Here is a 20434-nt window from a genome sequence, read left to right as displayed (position 1 = left end):
GGCTATGTATCGCCGCGCTCAGATCTTCCTCGTCAGCAGCGCGCTGATCTTCGGCCTGATCGCAGTCGTGACCGCGCAGATCGTCGACAAGCGCATGCTCGACCCGGAGGGCTTCCTCGGACCGTCCTGGCTCCGCCTTCCCCTCCTCGTCGGAGCTGCGCTCCTCGTCGACCTGGTGCCACGAACCCTGTGGAAGTCCAAGTTCAAGTGGGCGGAGATGGGGCCGATCTTCAAGGAGCGGGTCCGCACCCACTGGACCCGTGAGCGGCTGACGCTCGTGGCGATGGGCATCGTCTGCTTCTACCTGGTCTACGTCTGCTACCGGAACCTCAAGTCGTTCCTGCCGTTCGTGGTGCCGGAGACCTACGAGTTCGACCACGAGCTGCACCTGATAGACAAGGCGGTGCTCTTCGGCGCCGACCCGGCGATCCTGCTCCACGACCTCCTCGGCACCGGCTGGGTGGCCTGGTTCCTCTCCTACATCTACATGTGGTTCCTGCCGCTGGTGCCGTTCGCTGTCGCCGGCTGGCTGGTGTGGTCGCGCAACCTCGCCTACGGCTACTGGTTCGTGAGCTCGCAGTGCATCGCCTGGATCCTCGGCACGGTCTCCTACTACTGCCTGCCGACGGTCGGTCCGGGCCTGCAGTACCCCTACCTCTACGCCGACCTGCCGGACACGCCCGCCAGCAGCCTGATGGAGTCGCTGGTCTTCACCCGACAACACGTCCTCTTCGACGTCGATGCCAACGTCGTGCAGTCGGTCGGTGGCTTCGCCTCGCTGCACTGCGGCATCACCCTGCTGGTGGCGCTGATGATCCAGGCCACGATCAAGAACAAGATCGCCCGCTGGGCCGGCTGGATCAACTTCGGGATCACCGTCGTGGCGACCGTCTACTTCGGCTGGCACTACCTCGCCGACGACATCGCGGGCTGCATGATCGCGCTCGTCGCCTACTTCGTCGGCGGCCTGGTGGCCAACCAGAAGTTCCAACGCAAGGGCGTGCGTCGGCTTGTCCCCGAGTCCGACGACATCGCCGAACGCGAGGCCAAGGTCGCCCACGAGCTGACCTGATCCTTGCCCGAGGAGACATAGGGTGGCGGCGTGAACGCCATCGATGCCGCTGCACTGACTTCACTTCTCGACGGGCGATATGCCGGGGTCCGACAGGACGTACGCAAGGCCCTGGCCGAGCGCGCCGACTTCCTCGACGAGGTCGAGGAGCTGCCTCGGGCCGAGTACCGGGAGCGGGTGCGCGAGACGCTTCTCGACGTCTCCGCGACAGGTCTGACCGGGCTCGGGTTTCCCAAGGAGTACGGCGGGGGCGGTGACGTCGGCGCCTCCATCGCCGCCTTCGAGGAGATGGCCGGCGGCGACCTGTCGCTTCTGGTGAAGTCGGGTGTGCAGTTCGGGCTCTTCGGCGGCGCGATCCTGCAGCTCGGCACGGCACGTCACCACGATCGGTATCTCGCCGACATCGTCTCCGGGCGCCTGCTCGGCTGCTTCGCGATGACCGAGCACGGCCACGGGTCCAACGTGGCCGCGGTGGGGACCGTGGCGACCTACGATCCGGCCACGGACGAGTTCGTCATCGAGACGACCCGCGAGGATGCGTACAAGGACTACATCGGCAACGCCGCGGCTCACGGTGAGCTCGCGGTCGTCTTCGCCCAGCTGGTGGTCGGGGGCGAGGAGCGTGGCGTCCATGCTCTCGTGGTGCCGATCCGGGTCTCCGGCGAGCCTGCGCCCGGGGTCAGGATCGCGGACGACGGGCCCAAGATGGGGCTCAACGGCGTCGACAACGGACGGCTGTGGTTCTCGGGCGTGCGGGTGCCGCGTACGTCTCTGCTGAACCGCTTCGCGGACGTCACCGAGGCCGGCGAGTACGTCTCCGAGATCGAGTCGGCCGGGCGGCGCTTCTTCACCATGCTCGGCACGCTCGTGCAGGGACGCGTCTCGGTCGGCGGGGCCGGGATCCGGGCATCGGAGGTCGCGCTGACGATCGCGGTCCGCTACGCGCTGCGCCGCCGGCAGTTCGAGGCGTCGTCGGACGCCGAGGAGTCGCTGCTGCTCGACTACGGCCAGCACCAGCGGCGGCTGCTGCCGCTGGTCGCGCGGACCTATGCGCTGCGCTTCGCGCAGGAGGTCGTACGCGACGACCTGCACGACGTCTTCTCCGGCGTCACGACCTCCGAGCACGCCCGGCGCGAGCTCGAGTCGCGAGCGGCCGGCACCAAGGCCCTGGCGACCTGGCACGCGACCCGGACGATCCAGGAGTGTCGGGAGGCGTGCGGCGGGGCGGGCTACCTGGCCGCCAACCGGTTCGCGGCCCTGAAGGCCGACACCGACGTCTTCACGACCTTCGAGGGCGACAACACCGTGCTGCTGCAGCTGGTCGCCAAGGGGCTGCTCACCGGCTACTCGAGCGAGTTCGAGGAGATGGACCAGCTCGACCTCGTACGCTTCGTCGCCGGTCTCGCCGTCGAGACCGTCCTGGAGCGGACCGCCGTGCACAAGCTGCTCGAGCGGGTCCGCGACGTCGTTCCGATCGCGGGCGAGCGGGAGCCGGACATCCTCGACGCCGACTACCACCTGGCGATGCTGCGCTTCCGCGAGGAGCACATGCTCGCCGGCGTCGCCCGGCGCCTGCAGTCGGGCGTCAAGGCCGGACGCGAGCCCGGGGCGGTCTTCTCGAGCGTGCAGGACCACGTCATCGGCGTCGCCCACGCGCACGTCGAGCGGCTGATCCACGAGGCGTTCCGGGAGAAGGTCCGCGGGCTGCCGTCGGGGGCCGTGCGGGATCTGATGGACACCGTCTGCGACCTCAGCGCCCTCTCGGTCATCGAGGCCGACCGCGCCTGGTTCATGGAGCACGGCCGCCTCTCCTCCGAGCGCTCCAAGGCCATCACCGCCGAGGTCAACCGCCTCTGCCGCCAGTTGCGCCCCGACGCGCGGCTGTTGGTCGACGGCTTCGGCGTGCCGGAGGAGCTGCTGCGGTCGAGGGACCTGATCGGCTGAGGTTTGGCGGGGTGGATGCTCACCGAGGTAACTCGGTTGGGTGTCACTGACTTCGCGGAACTCCGCGATGGCAGTGGTCGCTCGCCGAGTTACCTCGGTGAGCATCCACTCACCCGTCCTGTGGGTATGGGCCATTCGCTCTCCACAGGTGGCGTTCAGGACCGGGTTATCCACAGCGAGCCGTTTTCTGGTCGGAAATGTCGGCGCGGGGACGAAGCCTTGAGGCATGGATCCACTACGAATCATCACCGCCACCGAAGGCTTCTTCACCCGCCGCGAAGCGAAGAACGCCGGCTACGCAGACCGCGAGATCACCGCGGTCGTCCGTCAGGGTGCATGGCATCGGATCAGGCGCGGTGCCTACGTGTTCGCCGACGAATGGGCAGCGCTCGACCCGGTCGGACGTCATCGGGTGCGAGCCCGAGCCGTGCAGCGTTCGCTGGGCGGCAAGATCGCGCTGAGCCACGTGTCCGGCATGGTCGCTCACGGGATCGACCTGTGGGGCGTCGACCTTGCCAAGGTGCATGTGACCAGGCTCGATGGTGCCGGAAGACCGCTCGAGGGAGACGTCATCCATCACTTGGGTGCTGTCCGCGAGGACGAGATCGAGTCACGCGACGGGCTGCGTACGCTGCCTGCGGTTCGATGCGTGCTGGAGACGAGCCTGCAGGCCAACGACGAGGTCACTCAGTGCCTCCTCGATGCCGGACTCAGAGCGAAGGCATTCACGAAGGAGGAGCTGATCGTCGAATACGAGCGGATGAATCAGTGGCCCTTCAGTCACCCGCTCGGACTCGCTGTCGCTCACGCGGACCCGCTATCGGGATCGATCGCGGAGTCGCGGTGTCTGTGGCTGTTCCGCATCGGAGGCCTGCCACGCCCAGAGCTTCAGGTCCCTGTCTATCGCGCGGACGGTTCACTGGTCGGCATCGTAGACTTCGCCTGGCCTCAGTTCCGGTTGTTCGGTGAGTTCGATGGCAAGGTGAAGTACGGAAAGCTGCTCAAGCCTGGTCAGTCGCCCAGCGATGCAGTGTTCGAGGAGAAGGTGCGCGAGGACGAGATCCGCGAGATCACCGATTACGGTTTCGTGCGCGTCATCTGGGGTGACCTGGACAGCCCCCGCCGGACGTTGGGTCGGTTCGAGTCCCGGATGCGGATGGCCGGCTGAGCCCCAGCGGGTGGTTGACTGGCGACGTGGCCAGGCTGATCCTCATCAACGGAATGCCCGGGGTAGGAAAGTCGACGCTTGCCAGGTGTTTCGCGGCCGACCATCCCGGCACACTGGTGTGTGACATCGACCTCCTGCGCACCTACATCAGCGGGTGGCGAGAAGACTTCATCGGCGCCGGCGCACGGATCAGGCCGGCGGCGCTGGGGCTGATCCGGGGCTACCTGAGCGAGTCCGGCGACGTAGTGCTTCCGCAGCTGTTCGCCAGAGTCAGCGAGCTCCAACGCTTCGAGAGGGCGGCGAACGACGCCGGCGCCGAATTCGTGGAGGTCATGCTCGAGGCTGTCGAGGACGACGCTCTGAGCCGTTTCCACGCGCGCGACGACGGCAGCGATCCATGGCACCCGATCGTCAGAGAGATCGTCGCGGAGTCCGGTGGCGACGAGCACCTCCGGGCGTACGCTGCCGAGCTCACCGACCTGGTGGCACAACGCCCCGCGACCAAGGTCGTCCCGAGCATCGCGGGCGAGGTGGACGCGACGTACGACTCCTTGCGCGCCGCGCTCGGTGAATGCTGACCGAGTTACCTCGGTAAACAGACACCGCCTTCGTGGAACTCCACGAAGGCAGTGCGACTCGACCGAGTTACCTCGGTCAACATCCGCGGCCCGACCGAGTTACCTCGGTCAGCATCCAGCAGGACTCAGTGAGCGGTGTTCTTGAACCGGTCGATGGAGGCGGCGATCTCCGACTCAGCAGCAGCCTTGCCGACCCAGTCGGAGCCCTTGACGGACTTGCCGGGCTCGAGGTCCTTGTAGTGCTCGAAGAAGTGCTTGATCTCGTTGAGCGTCCACTCGTCGACGTCCGCGAGGTCCTGGATGTGGTCGAAGCGGGGGTCGCAGGGGACGCAGAGGACCTTCTCGTCCTGGCCCTTCTCGTCCTCCATGACGTACATCGCGACCGGACGGGCCTCGACGAGCACGCCGGGGAAGAGCGGGTAGGGGGTGAGCACGAGCGCGTCGAGCGGGTCACCATCCCCACCGAGGGTGTCTTCGATGTAGCCGTAGTCTGCGGGGTACATCATGGAGGTGAACAGCACGCGGTCGAGTCGAAGCCGGTTCGACTCGTGGTCCACCTCGTACTTGTTGCGGGATCCCTTGGGGACCTCGATCAGTACGTCGAACTCCTGCGTCACTTCTCTGCCTCCAGACAAACCCAAAAACGGAATGCCGGACAGTCTGACACCGATCGGCGTCAGACCCGGCATCGAGGAGGATATCCGTGGAGCCTGACACCCCGCCGAAGTGGCCGTCAGAGGAGACGGACGAGGCCCGCGGGAAGCTGGTGATCGTACTGCCGTTGGTGCTCGCGCTCCTGGTCGCGACGGCGGCCGCGGCGTACGCCCTGGGGTGGGTCCGCTACGCCCGCGGCAACGTCGCGCCGACGCCTCCGCCTGCCCAGCTGAGCATCGCCGCGGTCAGTCCCGCGGCGGTCGCGGGAGAGCAGACCAGGGCCCCGGGGAAGCCCGATCAGGCCGCGGTGGAGCAGGTCATGCGGCAGATGGTCCGTGACAAGCGACTCGGCAAGCACCTCAAGGCGGCGATCGCGCCGCTCGAGGGCGCCCCGCTGGTCACCCACGGCACCGGGGCCGCGACCCCGGCGAGCGTCACGAAGGTGCTGACCAGCGTCGCGGTGCTGGAGGCGTACGGCCCGGAGCGCAGGTTCGAGACCAGCACCACGCTCGAGGGGAGCACCGTCACCCTCGTCGGTGGCGGTGACGCATCTCTCAGCAGCAACGACCTCGACACCCTCGCCGCCGAGACGGCCCGGGAGCTGGGCACCACCAAGACGGTGAGACTCGCGTACGACGACAGCCTCTTCGGCGGCCCGACGATCAGCCCGGCCTGGCGAGCGACCTATCTGGGTGGCGAGGTCGGCGGGATCACCGCGCTCTCCGTCGACCACGGCGGCTCGCAGGCGACCGGCTACAGCCGGGACCCCTCGAGGCAGGCCGCCGAGCAGTTCAGGAAGGCCCTGGCCAAGCACGGGATCAAGGTCGTCGGCAAGCCGACCAAGGGGACGAAGGCAGGCGCCCAGCTCGCCGTGCACCAGGGCGACACCCTCCGAGAGATCGTCGAGTACACGCTGCAGCACAGCGACAACCAGCTCGCCGAGATCCTCGCGCGCCACGTCGGCGTCGCCGAAGGAGCACCGACGTTCGACGGCTCGACGGCGGCGATCACGGCGACGCTGAAGGATCTCGGCATCGACACCACCGGCCTGGTCCTCCGCGACGGCTCCGGCCTCTCCCGGCAGAACCTGATCCCGCCGACCCTGCTGGTGAGCACGCTCCAGACCGCCGCCAGGCCCAACCGTCCCGAGCTCGCGCCGGCGCTGACCGGCCTCCCGGTCGCCGGCTGGGTCGGCTCGCTCTCGCGGCGGTTCAACTTCGACGCCGAACCGGGTCGCGGCCGCGTCCGGGCGAAGACCGGCACCCTCACCGGGGTCTCCGGGCTCTCCGGCATCGCGGTCGACGCCCGCGGCACACCGTTCGTCGTCGTACTCATGGCCGACGGGTTCAAGCCGGAGCAGACCCTGGACGTACGCGACGCCCTCGATGACGCGATGACGGCGGTCGCGACGTGTCGATGCTCGGCATAGGTCGGGTCGGCTACGGTCGTACGCATGACCCATCGTGCTGAGGACCCTGCCCCGTCCGGAGCGACCATGGTCGACTGGGACCTGGCCGTACGCCTCGGCGCGACGGTCGCCGGAGACGGCCCGATCGTCTCGCGCAGCGAGGCGAAGCACGCCGTCGAGGAGCTGCGCGCCGACGCCGCCAAGGCGACCGAGTTCGTACGCGCTTTCACCGGTCTGGACGCGCCGCGCGACACCGCGCCGGTCCTGGTGGTGGACAGAAGGGGCTGGATCCAGGCCAACGCCGACACCTTCGCCCATGTGATCTCGCCGGTGGTCGACCGGATCACGGCGAAGCGCGCCCCGGGTGCCCTCACCCAGGCGGTCGGCTCCAAGATCAGCGCGGCCGAGGTCGGCGGCCTGCTCGGCTTCATGTCCTCGAAGATCCTCGGCCAGTTCGACCCCTTCTTCGGGCCGTCGGGACGGCTGCTGCTGGTCGCGCCCAACGCCGTCCACGTCGAGCGCGAGCTCGGCCTGGACCCGACCGACTTCCGGCTGTGGGTCTGCCTCCACGAGGAGACCCACCGGGTCCAGTTCACCGCCAGCCCGTGGATGCGCGACCACCTCTTCGCCCAGATCGAGGGCCTCTCCGAAGCGATGGACCCGGCCTCGATCTTCGACGGCGGGATGCAGCGCGTCACCGATGCGCTCAAGGGCAACGGCAGCATCGTGGACGCGTTCGCCAAGCCCGAGCAGAAGGAGATCATCGACCGGGTCACCGGGATGATGTCGCTGCTCGAGGGCCACGCCGACGTGGTCATGGACGACGTCGGCCCCGGCGTGATCCCGAGCGTCACCACGATCCGCAAGGCCTTCAACAAGCGCCGCCAGGGCATCGGCGTCCTCGACCGCCTCCTGCGCCGCCTGCTCGGGCTGGAGGCCAAGATGGCGCAGTACCGCGACGGCGCGAAGTTCGTACGCCACGTGGTCGACCGGGTCGGCATGGAGGAGTTCAACGCCGTCTTCGTCGGCCCCGAGAACCTCCCGACCAAGGCCGAGATCGTCGAGCCGGACGCCTGGGTGTCCCGGGTCCTGTGAGTCCGGCTTGAGCCTGCACCCCTCCCTCGCAGCCGTACGCCGCCCCGTCCGTGCCACGCTCGAGCGGCTCGAGCCGGGCGAGAAGGTGATCGTGGCCTGCTCCGGGGGAGCGGACTCCCTCGCGCTCGCGTCCGCCGCGGTCTTCGAGGGCCACAAGCTCGGGCTGCACATCATCGGCGCCACCGTCGACCACGGGCTGCAGGACGGCAGCCGGGCACAGGCCGCGAAGGTCGTCGGGCAGCTCGCCCAGATGGGTGTCGACGAGACCGTGACCGCGACCGTGGAGGTCAAAGCCGACGGTGAAGGTCCCGAGGCCGCGGCCAGGCAGGCCCGCTACGCCGTCCTCGACCAGCTCGCCGAGCGCCTCGGCGCGAGCGTGATCCTGCTCGGCCACACCCGTGACGACCAGGCCGAGACCGTGCTCCTGGGGCTGACCAGGGGATCGGGCGCGCGCAGCCTCTCCGGGATGCGAGCCGCCTTCGACCGCTACCGCAGACCGCTCCTCGACACCACCAGGATCGACACCGAGACCGCCTGCCAGGTCGAGGGAATCGACATCTGGCAGGACCCGCACAACCGCGACTTCGCCTACACCCGTGCGCGCATCCGCCACCGGGTCCTGCCGACGCTCGAGGAGGACCTCGGCCCGGGGGTCGCCGCTGCGCTGGCCCGCACGGCCGAGCAGCTCCGTGAGGACGCCGACTTCATCGACGACATCGCCGAGGCGATGCACCGCGAGCTCGGCGGATCCCTCCCGGTCGAGACCCTCGCCGGGTATCCGTCCGCCATCCGCACCAGGGTCCTCAGGATCGCGGCGCTCGAGGCCGGCAGCCCGCCCGCGGAGCTCACCCGCGAGCACGTCAAGGCCGTCGACGAGCTGATCACCGGCTGGCGCGGCCAGCGCTGGATCGACCTTCCGGGACACCTGCGGGCGCGGCGTACGGACTCCTCGATCGTCTTCGAATCAGGCCCATTCACCACCAGCAATTAGAGTGACGCTCATGGACACCGAGTACGTCGGCGACGACCTCGTGAAGACCCTGTTCACCCACGACGAGATCCAGGCGAAGGTCGAGGAGATGGCCCGCCGGATCGAGAAGGACTACGAGGGCGAGGAGCTGCTGATCGTCGGCGTCCTGCGTGGCGCGGTGATGATCATGGCCGACCTCGCCCGCGCCCTGAACCGCCACGTCGAGATGGACTGGATGGCGGTCTCCTCCTACGGCTCCGGCACGAAGTCGTCCGGCGTGGTGCGGATCCTGAAGGACCTCGACACCGACGTCACCGGCAAGCACGTGCTCGTCGTCGACGAGATCATCGACTCCGGCCTGACCCTGACCTGGCTGACCTCCAACCTCACCAGCCGCGGCCCGGCGAGCATCGAGATCGCCACCCTGCTCCGCAAGCCCGAAGCGGTCAGCATGCCGGTCGAGGTGAAGTACGTCGGCTGGGACATCCCCGACGAGTTCGTGGTCGGCTACGGCCTCGACTTCAACGAGAAGTACCGCAACCTGCGCGACATCTCGACCCTCGCGCCGCACATCTACAGCTGAGCCTCAGCCGGCCGTACGCACGCCGATCCACACCCCGGGTCAGCGCTCGGCAGGAGCTGTGCTTTCGCTGACGGCGGAACCGCTCAGGTGGGTTCGGGCACGATTTGGCGTGTACCGTCGTTCTAAATGACGTGCGCGCTGCCCTGCGTGCATATCTGACCCCGTACCGGTTGAAAGAAGCCTGTGAAGCGCATATTCAAAGGTCCCTGGCTGTGGATCATCCTGGCAGTGCTCGGTGTGATCCTGGCGCTGCAGTACCTCGCCCCCCGCAACGGAGGCGACGAGATCACCACGAGTCAGCTGACGTCGTACATCCAGGACGACAAGGTCAAGGAGATCACGTTCGTCGACGGCGACCAGGAGATCAAGGCGACCCTGGTCAAGGGCACCCGTGATGGCGGCGCCGAGGTCACGACCTCGTGGGTCGATGGTGACCAGGAAGCGCTCATCGAGATGGTGCGCAAGACCCAGGCCGAGGGCAAGAACCTCGAGAAGTTCAACTCCGAGGTCGCCAAGCCGTCCGTGCTCGGCTCGATCCTGAGCTTCCTGCTTCCGTTCGTGCTGATCATCGTGCTGTTCCTGTTCCTGATGAACTCGGTCCAGGGCGGTGGCGGTCGCGGGGTCATGCAGTTCGCCAAGTCCAAGGCGAAGCTGATCACCAAGGACATGCCGAAGACCACGTTCGCCGACGTCGCCGGTGCTGACGAGGCGGTCGAGGAGCTCCAGGAGATCAAGGAGTTCCTGCAGGAGCCCGCGAAGTTCCAGGCCGTCGGCGCCAAGATCCCCAAGGGCGTGCTGCTCTACGGCCAGCCGGGCACCGGTAAGACCCTGCTCGCGCGCGCCGTCGCGGGCGAGGCCGGTGTGCCGTTCTACTCGATCTCCGGTTCGGACTTCGTCGAGATGTTCGTCGGTGTGGGTGCGAGCCGTGTCCGCGACCTGTTCGAGCAGGCCAAGGAGAACGCCCCCGCCATCGTCTTCATCGACGAGATCGACGCCGTCGGCCGTCACCGCGGCGCCGGCATGGGCGGTGGCCACGACGAGCGTGAGCAGACGCTCAACCAGCTCCTCGTGGAGATGGACGGCTTCGACGTACGCGGCGGGGTCATCCTGATCGCGGCGACCAACCGTCCCGACGTGCTCGACCCGGCGCTGCTGCGCCCGGGCCGCTTCGACCGCCAGATCCAGGTGGACGCTCCCGACCTCGCCGGTCGCGAGAAGATCCTGCAGGTCCACGCCCGCGGCAAGCCGCTGGCCGGCGACATCGACCTCGACAGCGTTGCTCGACGGACCCCGGGCTTCTCCGGTGCCGACCTGGCCAACGTGCTCAACGAGGCGGCGCTGCTGACCGCTCGCAGCGACCAGAAGCTGATCACCAACAAGGCGCTCGACGAGGCGATCGACCGCGTGATCGCGGGCCCGCAGAAGCGCACGCGTCTGATGAGCGAGACCGAGAAGCTCATCACCGCCTACCACGAGGGTGGCCACGCGCTGGTCGCCGCGGCTCTGCCGGGCCCGGACGTGGTCCAGAAGATCACGATCCTGCCGCGTGGCAAGGCGCTGGGCTACAACCTGGTCATGCCCGACGACGACCAGTACAGCCAGACCCGGTCCTCGATGCTCAACAAGCTCTCCTACATGCTCGGTGGCCGGGCCGCGGAGGAGCTCATCTTCCACGACCCGACCACGGGTGCCGGCAACGACATCGAGAAGGCGACCAACCTCGCCCGCGCGATGGTCACCCAGTTCGGTATGACCGAGCGCCTCGGTGCGATCAAGCTCGGCGAGTCCAACGGGGAGCCGTTCCTGGGCCGCGACATCGGTCACCAGCGCAACTACTCCGAGGAGGTCGCCGCCGTCGTCGACGACGAGACCAAGAAGCTCCTCGCCACCGCGCACCAGGAGGCCTTCGACATTCTCGAGGAGAACCGGGACGTCCTCGACAGCCTGGTGCTGCAGCTCCTCGAGAAGGAGACGCTCTCCAAGCACGAGGTCGCCGAGATCTTCGAGCCGCTGCGTCGCCGCGACCCGCGTCCGGCCTGGACCGGCTCTGACACCCGCCGCCCCTCCGACCGCCCGGCGGTCGAGATCCCGCGGTGGATCGTCGAGCGCGACAAGGAGAACCTCGCCAAGGCGATCCGCGCCGCCGGGAAGCAGTCCGGCGCCCAGGCCGGTGCCCAGTCAGCCAACGGTGTCGACCTCGCCAAGCCGGCCGAGGCCGGTTCGCCCGAGGGCACCCCGCCCGCCTGATACTGAGCACATGTCCGACAACTTCGATGACGTAGCGCCCGTCCATGTCCCCGAGCGGGACGTGGCGGACGTACCGGTGTTCGACCAGAAGCGGGCCGAGGCGGCCGTGCGTGAGCTGCTCTACGCGATCGGGGAGGACCCCGACCGCGAAGGGCTGCTCGAGACTCCCGCCCGGGTCGCCCGCGCCTACCAGGAGGTGACCCGCGGGCTGCACCAGGCGCCCGAGGAGGTCCTCACCACGACCTTCGACCTCGGCCACGACGAGATGGTCCTGGTCCGCGACATCGAGCTGTGGTCGATGTGCGAGCACCACCTGGTGCCGTTCACCGGTGTCGCCCATGTCGGCTACATCCCGGCGAGCTCCGGCAAGATCACCGGTCTGTCGAAGCTCGCCCGGCTGGTCGACGTCTACGCCAAGCGACCGCAGGTGCAGGAGCGGCTCACCACCCAGGTGGCCGACGCCCTCACCGAGATCCTCGAGGCGCGCGGCGTCATCGTGGTGATCGAGGCCGAGCACCTGTGCATGACGATGCGCGGCGTCAAGAAGGCCGGCGCCCGCACGATCACCAGTGCCGTACGCGGCACGATGCGCTCCAACGCCACCACCCGGGCCGAGGCCATGGCCCTGATCCGGGGCGGGACCCGCTAGGAGCGACCCAGCCGGCGGCGAACCCGCCGGACGAAGCCGCGCAGGCCCGCTCGCTCCTGGTGGCGAGCGAGGTCTGCGCGTAGCTCTTGGATCAGGGTCCGCTGGCGGTCCAGACGGCCGGCCTGCCGTTCGATCCGGGCCTGCTGCTTGCGGGTGGTCGACTCGAGAGCCGCGATGCGCTTGGCCTGGCTCTTCGCCGACGCCGTGAGCTTCTTCGTCAGCTCCTTCTCCCGCCGCTTCGCGGCGGTGTCGGCGTGCTCGGAGGCGATCTTGAGGGCGTGGATCCGATCCTCGATGCGCCGGATGGCGTCCTCGCCCGACCCGCGGAGCGTGGCGACGGGTGCCGCCGGCTCCAGTGCGGCGAGCTCGGCGTCGTACGCGGCAGCCGACTGGTCGGGCTGCGCGAGGTTCGCCAGGCCGGCGTCGTCCAGGAACGCGGTCAGCCGCTTCCAGCCGTCGGCCAGGCGGTTGTGGAAGTCGGTGTAGTCGGCCGCCTGGTACAGCTCGTCGACCGTGGTCTCTGGGGTGATCGAGTCGAGCATCGTGTAGGGCAGGCCGTGGTAGTCGCACAGCTCCAGCACGCGTGAGTCGTGAGCGACGACCATGGCCGGGGTCCCGGCGAGTACCGCGGCGACGTTGCCGTGGATACGCGTGCCGAAGGCGAACCGCTGGGTCGCCAGGAACCGCATCCAGGATCCGGCGTCGAGGAACATCCGGGTCCGGTCCTCGGCGTAGAGCCGGTGGTCGCGGTCGATGCCCATCTCGGGCTGACGGTGTCGTCCCCACTGGAGCATCGCGAAGTCGTGGTGGGTCTGGCCGACGTAGGTCATGCCCGGGTGGCGGTCGGCGAAGGCGTCGACGTACGTCTCGAACCAGGGCGCGGTCAGCGGGCTCATCGAGACGGCGATCGGGTCCTCGTCGGCGATCGGGGTGGAGCGCTCGTCGCGGACGGTGAGGTCGGGGCCGTTGAGGTAGATCGACGGACAGCCGATGATCTCGACGTGCTCGTCGCCGTAGCCGAGCCGCCGCAGGTAGGCGGCGGTGATCTCGCCGCGCACGCCGACCTTCGAGGACCGTTCGAGGACGCTGTTCATGAAGCGGCGGTGGAGCGCGGCCAGCTCGTCGTCGGGAGCGGTGTCGAGGTCGTCGAGGGAGAGCTGCGCGCCCATGCCGACGATGGTGGTCGGGATCGTGAGCTGCTCGATGAAAGCGGTCAGACGGGTCAGGGGGCGGGTGAACTCCGGCCGGAGGGCGTTGGCCAACGGCACCACGAAGTGGTCGTACGCATCGTTGGTCGCGGCGACCTCGTCGGTGGTGAACGCGCGTCGCTCATGGGCGAAGCGGTTCGCGACGATCTCGGTGCCGGGCACGCTGAGGAGCCGGTGTGTGGAGTCGGCGAAGAGGAGGTTGCCGACGTTCGTGCCGTAGAACCCGATGCCCCACGCACGCGGGTCGCCCGCCTCGATCACGTCGAACGGGTCCCTCGCTGAGCGGAGCAGGATCTTGGCCACGATGCCTCCCTGGGTAAATGAGTTGGCGGGCAGCCTGGCTGAGTGCGCCCACCCGGTCAAGTCTGCCTTCCGACGTCGCCGGATAGGGTCGTGACGTGCAGGTCATGGGAATCGTCAACGTCACGCCCGACTCGTTCAGCGACGGCGGACGGTTCTTGGCGACCGATGACGCGGTGGCCCACGGTCGCGCGCTCCTGGAGCAGGGAGCCGACCTGCTCGACATCGGCGGCGAGTCGACCCGGCCAGGGGCGACCAGACCGCTGGTGGCCGATGAGCTGGCCCGGGTGGTGCCGGTCATCGAGACGCTGGCCGAGGAGGGGGCGACCCTCTCGGTCGACACGATGCGTCCCGAGGTCGCGGAGGCGGCCCTGAAGGCCGGGGCGAAGATCATCAACGACGTCTCGGGCGGTCTGGCCGACCCGGGGATCCTGAAGGTCGCGGCCGACCACGGTGCGACGTACGTCGTGATGCACTGGCGTGCGCACGGCGCGGAGATGCAGCACGAGGACCATCTCGTCTACGCCGACGGCGTCGTGGCGACGGTCAAGGCGGAGCTGGAGCAGCGGATCGAGGCGGCGCGGGCCGCCGGGATCCAGGACGACAACATCGTGGTCGACCCGGGGCTCGGCTTCTCCAAGACGGCCGACGACAACTGGCGGCTGCTGGCGGGTGTGGAGGAGTTCCACAAGCTCGGCTTCCCGGTGCTCATCGGGGCCAGCCGCAAGACCTTCCTCGGGCGCCTGCTGGCCGCGCCCGACGGCACGCTGCGTCCGGTGACCGAACGTGAGAACGCTCACGATGCGATCACCGTCTTTCTCGCGCAACGCGGTGTCTGGGCCACGCGTGTTCATGACGTACGTGCTGCCAGCGACGCGCTCGCGGCGGCAGCGAAGCTGGAGGCTATTCGATGAACATCGCAGAACCTGCGGACGAAATTCAGATCCTCGGTCTGGAGTGCTTCGGCCACCACGGAGTGTTCGACTTCGAGCGCCGCGAGGGGCAGAAGTTCATCATCGACCTGGTCATCGGCACCGATTCCCGCAAGGCCGCGGAGACGGACGACTTGCAAGACACCGTCGATTACGGAAGTCTCGCAATGGCGGTCAAGACAAATGTTGAGCGCGACCCGGTGGACCTCATCGAAACGCTTGCCCAGCGGATCGCGGACATCTGCCTTGCAGACATCCGCGCACTTTGGGTACGTGTTACGGTTCACAAACCGGGGGCGCCTATCGAAGCGACGTTCAAAGACGTCACCCTGACGATCACCCGGAGGCAGAGCACGTGACAGAGGTACCCAACCCGTACATCATCGACGCCGACACGCTCACCGGGGAGATGCGGCCGATCCGGCGGGCGGTGCTGTCTCTGGGCTCCAATCTCGGGGACCGGTTGGCAAACTTGCAGGACGCGTTGAACACCCTCGCCGAGACCCCGGACGTCTGGGTGACCACGATCTCGCCGGTCTACGAGACCGAGCCGGTCGACTCGCCCGAGGATGCCGAGCTCTACCTCAACGCCATCGTCCTCGCCGACACCACGCTCACCCCGACGCGCCTGCTCGAGCGTGCGCTCACCATCGAGGACGCGTACGGACGCTCGCGCAGCGGCATCTTCAACGAGCCGCGCACGCTCGACATCGACGTCATCTCGGTCGGCGACAAGATCCTCGAGGAGGAGTCGCTGACGCTGCCGCACCCGCGGGCGCACCAGCGAGCCTTCGTGCTCAAGCCGTGGCTCGACCTGGAGCCGAGCGCCGATCTCCCCGGCGTGGGTCCGATCGCCGAGCTGCTGGAGCAGTCCGACCAGTCCGGCATCACCCGCCGCGACGACCTCGCCCTCGAGCTCTGAGCCGGATCTGAGCACGGCACCCGAGGACCCCGACCAGGGTCCGGAGAAGGATCCCGCCGACGACGAGCGTCGGCTCCACCCGATGTCGGGCGGAGCCATCACGGCGTGGGCCGTGATCGGGATCGTGGGTGGTTGGCTGGCTCACCCCGTGCTGGAGTCCTGGCGCGGGGTGGCCCCGGTCATCACCTGGGGGCAGCCGATCGTGCTGCTGCTGATCGCGGCGGCCCTGGGCGTGACCGCCTGGATCACCCACCGCCAGCTGCAGGTACGCGGCGAACGCATCGAGGCTCATCAAGCGGTCAACCGGCTGGTGCTCGCCCGCGCCTGCACCCTGGTCGGCGCGCTCCTCGCCGGCGGCTATCTGGGATACGCGGTGAGCTGGCTGGGCTACGACGCCAACACCGCAGCAGGGGAGCGGCTGGTGCGCTCGGCCCTCGCGGCCGTGGCCGGAACCGCGATCCTCGTCGCCGCTCGACTCCTCGAACACGCGTGCCGGGTCCGCAAACCGGAGGAAAACTAGCCGTACCGTGAAGGTATGCCTTCCCCATCCGCAACTTCAGTCACACGCAGGCGTCAGCGCAGCACACGCCTGACGGTTGCTGTAGCCCTGCTGGCGCTGGCCGCCATCACGATCACAGCCGCGGTGGCCTCCGGGTCCTGGCTGGTTGTCGTGCTGGCTGCCGTTCTCGGGCTCGCCCTCGGCGCTGCCGCTACCAAGATCACCCACTCCGAGCTCCTTCAGACCCGCCGCGACTGGGCGCGTGACCGCGCCGAGCAGGCCCAGGCCTTCCGCGTCGAGTCCGAGAAGCGGGCCGAGGAGAACGCCGAGTTCCGCGAGCACATGGACGCCAAGCTCGCCGAACGCGTCCAGGCTGTCGAGGAACTCGAGGGCGCTCTGGCCGCCGCTCACCAGCGCGCCGCCGAGGCCGTCCGTCGCCGCGGCGAGGAGGCCCGCCGGGCCGCCCAGGCCGAGCTGCGCGGCGAGCAGCTCGAGGCGAGGCTCCAGGCGGTGGAAGCGGATGCCGCGGAGGCGGCGATCCGGGTCGCCGAGCTGGAGTCCGAGCTCGACGCCGTACGTGCCGAGCTCGAGGCCGAGCGCACCAGCTGGACCGGGGCTCAGTCCGCCTGACCCCTGGCCGACAAGCAGATGTACGAACGGTGACGGGATTCCAACAGTCGTCACCGCGGTCCGCGTGGGCACGCCTGAAAATGCGCAGCGACGCTCAAACAGGTACTCCGGTGGGTAACTGCGGGGGCACTGGCTCGTTATGATTTCCTGGAATGGGTAACGCGCCTGTCGCGTCCCCTCGATCTCTGGTGATGCTGCGACAAGGGTCGTCGAAAGGGGAAGCCGGTGACGTTGATCGCCGAAAGGGCAGTCACGATCACTGATGGCCTCGACCACCTGCGCGACCTGATGACCACGTACGCCAAGAGGGCGCCGGTGACCTCGGTCGCCGTGCTCGGGAATGCTCCTCTGGGCCCCAGTGCTGCCCGGGCGCAGGCGATCGATGAATCCGACCTGGTCATCCGGGTCAACAGCTTCGTGCTGGACCTGCCCGGCGAAGCGCGCGTCCAGGGGTCGCGGGCAGACGTGGTGCTCTGGAACCGGATCACCCGCACGACGCGGTTCACCTTCGACCGCTACCGCGAGCGTCTCTACCTCCTCGCGGAGCCGATGCGCTTCCACGGCCGTCCCGAGGTGTGGCCGATGTCCTGGCCGCCCGACCTGGGTTTCGTGCCCATCCCGAACGCCGAGGTGCTCCCTCGTATCGGCGACGAGCTCGACATCCCCTGGCGCGCCGAGAAGCTCGCCCCGACCACGGGGTTCACCGCCGCATGGCTGGCGGTCAATCTGTTCCCGGATTCCGAGATCCGGCTCTCAGGGTTCTCGTTCATCGACAATCCCGGGCAGAGGGAGTGGAACTACCAGGTCGGCGGCACCTCGCCGGTGGGTCCGGAGCATCGGATCGAGGCAGAGGCGCGTGTCATGACTGACTGGCTCAAGGAGGAACGGGTGTCTCTATGGCGTTGAACCGACTGCGCGGCGAGGTCATCAGAAAGGTCCGGTCCGCCGCCGACGCGGAGAGGGTTCGGGCCGTCATCGAGGAGCTCCGTGCGATCACGGACCGGCAGCGGGTCCGCATCGCCGACCTCGAGCGCGAGCTCGCTCGGGTCAGCCCGCAGGTCGCGGCCCTCGAGGCGCGTCTGGAGACGCTGCGCGACGCCGTAGAGCGGGGCAACGTCGCGACGGGCGCTGCGGCCGGTGGCAACGCCGATACCGCCGCGGTCTGGGCCGAGATCCAGCGGCAGCAAGAGCAGATTCGCGCCCGCATCACCGCTGCCACGCGTTTCGAGGAGCGGCTCCGACGCCTCGAGGACGGCAACCGCGTTGGCTGAGAGTGCATCGCAGGCTGCGCTGAGTATCGTCATCCCGTTTCACAACGTCGAGCCCTACTTCCAGACCTGCTTGGAGTCGCTTCGGACACAGACCTTCTCGGACTTCGAGGTGGTCATGGTCGACGACGCGTCCACCGATGGATCCGCCGAGATCGCGGATCGGTTCGCATCGCGCGATCCCCGGTTCCGGGTGGTCCATTCGACGAAGGTCGGTGTCGGTGTCGCACGGAACATCGGTGTCGAGAACAGCAGGGGCGACCTGCTCGCCTTCGTGGACGCCGACGACTACGTGCCGGAGTACGCCTACCAGCTGATGACGGACACGTTGGCGCGTTCGGGGTCGGACTTCGTCGCCGGCAACGCCCGACGCTTTGACTCGGTGTCGGTCTGGCAGTCGTGGTCGCACCGCCGACCGTTCGTCACCACCCGCATCGCGACCCACTGCAGCCGCACCCACATCCTGGGCATCGATCGCTACATCTGGAACAAGGTCTACCGGCGCGACTTCTGGGACTCCGCCGGCCTCAGCTACCCGGACATGCTCTACGAGGATTACCCGGTCGCCCTCGCCGCGCACATCCGTGCCCGGCAGGTCGACGTCCTCGCCGACCCGGTCTACTACTGGCGGCACCGCGACGGTGGTGAGGCGTCGATCACCCAGAGCCACTGGAACCTCGACAACCTCAGCGACCGCGTACGTTCGGCCGAGATGCTGTTCGAGATGGTCGACGAGCACGCCCCCTACCTGGCCGACCTGGTGAAGTCACATCTCACGGCGACGGACGTCCAGGTGCTGGCGCGGTCCATCGAGGACCACCCGGCCGAGGAGTCCGGGCGCATCTTCGACCTTGCGGAGCGCTACCTGGCGCATATCGACGACCAGATCCTCGACCGGCAGGGACCGTTCGAGCGACTCGTGTTCGACCTGCTGAAGCGCCGTCGACGTGATGCGCTGTCGTCGTTGACCCGGTATCGAGCCGAGAACGGGACCGTGGCGCCGCTGGCCCGCCGCAGGGACGGTTGGTACGCGAAGCTCCCGTCCTTCGAGGACGCCTCCGTGGGCGTCCCGGACTCGGTGTTCCGCCTTGCCCCCGCGTACATGAAGGCCAAAGCGGTGGCGACCGAGGCCTGGTGGAGCGGTTCCCGCGTCATGGTCCGCGTCAACATCGGCGTCAACACCCTCCCGTTCGCGCCCCGGACACGCTTCAAGGTGTGGCTGCAGAGCCCCGCCGGCACCAAGATCCCGGTGGACCACGTCGCGCGGCCACGGACGATCCCGTTCGGCCAGGTGGACCGATCCACGCTCGAGCTGAGCATCGATCCGGCGCGATTGGCGGGGGATCGCCAGTGGCGCCTCATGATCAGCATCCGCAACCGCGATGTCCGCGACGTCATCCAGGTTTCGACGTCGGGAGACGGTCGGGAGCGGTGGCAGGGCTGGCGGCGGATCGGCAATCGCTGGTGTCGCCCAGGACGCCTCCCCGGGGGCTTCGGGGTCACCGTTCGCGATCTCCCGGACGCCTGGGTGGATCACACCACGGACCTCGGCGACGAGATCGAGATCCGGGGCGCCTTCCGAGGCGCTCCTCCGGAGCATGCGGAGCTGACGCTCACCGACCGCAGCGGTTCGGTGGTGACCCACCCGCTGACGATCGGCGAGCGGGGCGAGCGAGGCATCACCCCGTGGCGGTTGACGGTGCCCGTCGAGGCCGTCCTCGAGAAGTCCGGACTGGACATGCCCATGGAGGAGATCGTGCCGACCCGGGTGAAGCTGTCCCGGAAGGGACGTACGTCTCCGCTGCCGGTGCATCCGGACTTCCTCGGGTCTCGATCTCTGCTGAAGGGGCGCGCGGTGAACGCCACCCGCGACCCGAACGGTTCCTTCGTGATCACCGCGACGCCCGACCGTCCCGTCGTTCACGATGCGTGGTGGCAGGGTGAGGACCTGATCCTGCGTGGTCCGGACGGTCCCCGGCTGGAGTCCACCGGAGCGGTGCTCCGGACCTGGCCGACCCCGGAGAAGCCTCTCGACGTCTCCCTGAACGTGACCGACCGCGACGGGGTCTTCCTGATCACCGTGCCGGCGGCCAAGTTGCGGAGCACCGCGGCCGAGCACGATGCGTGCGAGACGTCGCAGTGGTCGTTGCTGGACGGCCGCGACCACAAGCCGATCGTCGTCGCCCGTGAGCTCTCCGAACGGGTACCTCAGCCCGCCGCTGACGAGGCGGCGAAGCTCGAGTTCGGCTGGTCGGACGAGATCCACCTGCGGCTTGCGCCGTGGGTGCCCACCGACGCGTGACCGGC

The 20434-nt window shown here is 68.4% G+C and carries 20 protein-coding genes and 1 pseudogene; 19 read left to right on the top strand and 2 right to left on the bottom strand.

Annotated features, from left to right (window positions below; translation table 11 throughout):
• Positions 1–4: 4 nt before the first annotated feature.
• The 5 genes and pseudogenes from ACIRON_RS01695 to ACIRON_RS01675 all read left to right on the top strand — a co-directional run bounded on the left by ACIRON_RS01695 (position 5) and on the right by ACIRON_RS01675 (position 4762).
• A complete protein-coding gene (locus tag ACIRON_RS01695) occupies positions 5–1072 on the top strand; it encodes a phosphatase PAP2 family protein (RefSeq protein WP_402988105.1) in 1068 nt (355 codons plus the stop codon).
• A 30-nt stretch (positions 1073–1102) separates the two neighbouring features.
• The gene (locus ACIRON_RS01690; RefSeq protein ID WP_402988102.1) at positions 1103–3016 is read left to right on the top strand and encodes an acyl-CoA dehydrogenase; all 1914 of its coding nucleotides are present in this window, start codon (positions 1103–1105) and stop codon (positions 3014–3016) included.
• A 226-nt stretch (positions 3017–3242) separates the two neighbouring features.
• A pseudogene (locus ACIRON_RS01685) lies at positions 3243–3377 on the top strand (type IV toxin-antitoxin system AbiEi family antitoxin domain-containing protein); the annotation flags it as partial.
• A 3-nt stretch (positions 3378–3380) separates the two neighbouring features.
• On the top strand, positions 3381–4184 hold the full coding sequence (locus ACIRON_RS01680) for a hypothetical protein (protein WP_402988819.1): 804 nt from the start codon (positions 3381–3383) through the stop codon (positions 4182–4184).
• A gap of 26 nt (positions 4185–4210) precedes the next feature.
• Positions 4211–4762, top strand: coding sequence for an AAA family ATPase (locus ACIRON_RS01675; RefSeq protein WP_402988099.1), 552 nt, complete (start codon positions 4211–4213; stop codon positions 4760–4762).
• Between the two features lie 125 nt (positions 4763–4887).
• Here ACIRON_RS01675 and ACIRON_RS01670 read toward each other — a convergent pair whose 3' ends face one another.
• Positions 4888–5379: an inorganic diphosphatase gene (locus ACIRON_RS01670; protein WP_091044911.1), complete on the bottom strand. Its 492-nt coding sequence runs from the start codon at positions 5377–5379 to the stop codon at positions 4888–4890.
• A gap of 86 nt (positions 5380–5465) precedes the next feature.
• Here ACIRON_RS01670 and dacB point away from each other — a divergent pair, with 86 nt between their 5' ends.
• The 6 genes from dacB (at position 5466) to folE (ending at position 12368) form a co-directional block, all read left to right on the top strand.
• Positions 5466–6845, top strand: a complete 1380-nt coding sequence (gene dacB, locus ACIRON_RS01665; RefSeq protein ID WP_402988095.1) for a D-alanyl-D-alanine carboxypeptidase/D-alanyl-D-alanine-endopeptidase — start codon at positions 5466–5468, stop codon at positions 6843–6845.
• Positions 6846–6869: 24 nt separating this feature from the next.
• Positions 6870–7919 carry a zinc-dependent metalloprotease gene (locus ACIRON_RS01660; protein ID WP_402988093.1) on the top strand — a complete coding sequence of 350 codons (1050 nt, stop codon included), beginning with the start codon at positions 6870–6872 and terminating at the stop codon, positions 7917–7919.
• 7 nt (positions 7920–7926) lie between these two features.
• A complete protein-coding gene (tilS, locus tag ACIRON_RS01655; protein WP_402988090.1) occupies positions 7927–8910 on the top strand; it encodes a tRNA lysidine(34) synthetase TilS in 984 nt (327 codons plus the stop codon).
• 10 nt (positions 8911–8920) lie between these two features.
• Positions 8921–9472, top strand: coding sequence for a hypoxanthine phosphoribosyltransferase (gene hpt / locus ACIRON_RS01650; RefSeq protein ID WP_091046204.1), 552 nt, complete (start codon positions 8921–8923; stop codon positions 9470–9472).
• 183 nt (positions 9473–9655) lie between these two features.
• Positions 9656–11719 carry an ATP-dependent zinc metalloprotease FtsH gene (gene ftsH / locus ACIRON_RS01645; protein WP_402988086.1) on the top strand — a complete coding sequence of 688 codons (2064 nt, stop codon included), beginning with the start codon at positions 9656–9658 and terminating at the stop codon, positions 11717–11719.
• 10 nt (positions 11720–11729) lie between these two features.
• On the top strand, positions 11730–12368 hold the full coding sequence (gene folE / locus ACIRON_RS01640; protein ID WP_378866613.1) for a GTP cyclohydrolase I FolE: 639 nt from the start codon (positions 11730–11732) through the stop codon (positions 12366–12368).
• Here the strand turns inward: folE and ACIRON_RS01635 are convergent.
• Positions 12365–13879, bottom strand: coding sequence for a polysaccharide pyruvyl transferase family protein (locus ACIRON_RS01635; RefSeq protein ID WP_402988081.1), 1515 nt, complete (start codon positions 13877–13879; stop codon positions 12365–12367). The genes folE and ACIRON_RS01635 overlap by 4 nt on opposite strands.
• A gap of 104 nt (positions 13880–13983) precedes the next feature.
• On the opposite strand from ACIRON_RS01635, the gene folP reads away from it, so the two are divergent.
• From folP to ACIRON_RS01595, 8 genes are all read left to right on the top strand, one after another.
• The gene (folP, locus tag ACIRON_RS01630; RefSeq protein WP_402988813.1) at positions 13984–14790 is read left to right on the top strand and encodes a dihydropteroate synthase; all 807 of its coding nucleotides are present in this window, start codon (positions 13984–13986) and stop codon (positions 14788–14790) included.
• Complete coding sequence (gene folB, locus ACIRON_RS01625) at positions 14787–15167, top strand: dihydroneopterin aldolase (protein WP_402988078.1); 381 nt, start codon at positions 14787–14789, stop codon at positions 15165–15167. Before folP ends, folB begins: the two co-directional genes overlap by 4 nt.
• Entirely contained in the window at positions 15164–15730 is a 567-nt protein-coding gene (gene folK, locus ACIRON_RS01620; protein WP_091044924.1) for a 2-amino-4-hydroxy-6-hydroxymethyldihydropteridine diphosphokinase, read from the top strand. Before folB ends, folK begins: the two co-directional genes overlap by 4 nt.
• Before the next feature lie 82 nt (positions 15731–15812).
• Positions 15813–16250 (top strand): DUF3180 domain-containing protein, encoded by a 438-nt coding sequence (locus tag ACIRON_RS01615; RefSeq protein ID WP_402988074.1) that lies wholly within the window; start codon positions 15813–15815, stop codon positions 16248–16250.
• Positions 16251–16265: 15 nt separating this feature from the next.
• Complete coding sequence (locus ACIRON_RS01610) at positions 16266–16859, top strand: hypothetical protein (RefSeq protein WP_402988071.1); 594 nt, start codon at positions 16266–16268, stop codon at positions 16857–16859.
• Positions 16860–17084: 225 nt separating this feature from the next.
• Entirely contained in the window at positions 17085–17765 is a 681-nt protein-coding gene (locus tag ACIRON_RS01605) for a hypothetical protein (RefSeq protein ID WP_402988069.1), read from the top strand.
• Entirely contained in the window at positions 17756–18130 is a 375-nt protein-coding gene (locus ACIRON_RS01600; protein ID WP_176883759.1) for a hypothetical protein, read from the top strand. Before ACIRON_RS01605 ends, ACIRON_RS01600 begins: the two co-directional genes overlap by 10 nt.
• Positions 18123–20429 (top strand): glycosyltransferase family 2 protein, encoded by a 2307-nt coding sequence (locus ACIRON_RS01595; protein ID WP_402988065.1) that lies wholly within the window; start codon positions 18123–18125, stop codon positions 20427–20429. Before ACIRON_RS01600 ends, ACIRON_RS01595 begins: the two co-directional genes overlap by 8 nt.
• Positions 20430–20434: the final 5 nt, after the last annotated feature.

The organism is Nocardioides sp. NPDC101246 (genome assembly GCF_044767415.1).
GTDB lineage: Bacteria > Actinomycetota > Actinomycetes > Propionibacteriales > Nocardioidaceae > Nocardioides.
Note: the sequence above shows the minus strand (reverse complement) of the source record. Positions and strands in the feature narration are given on the sequence as shown.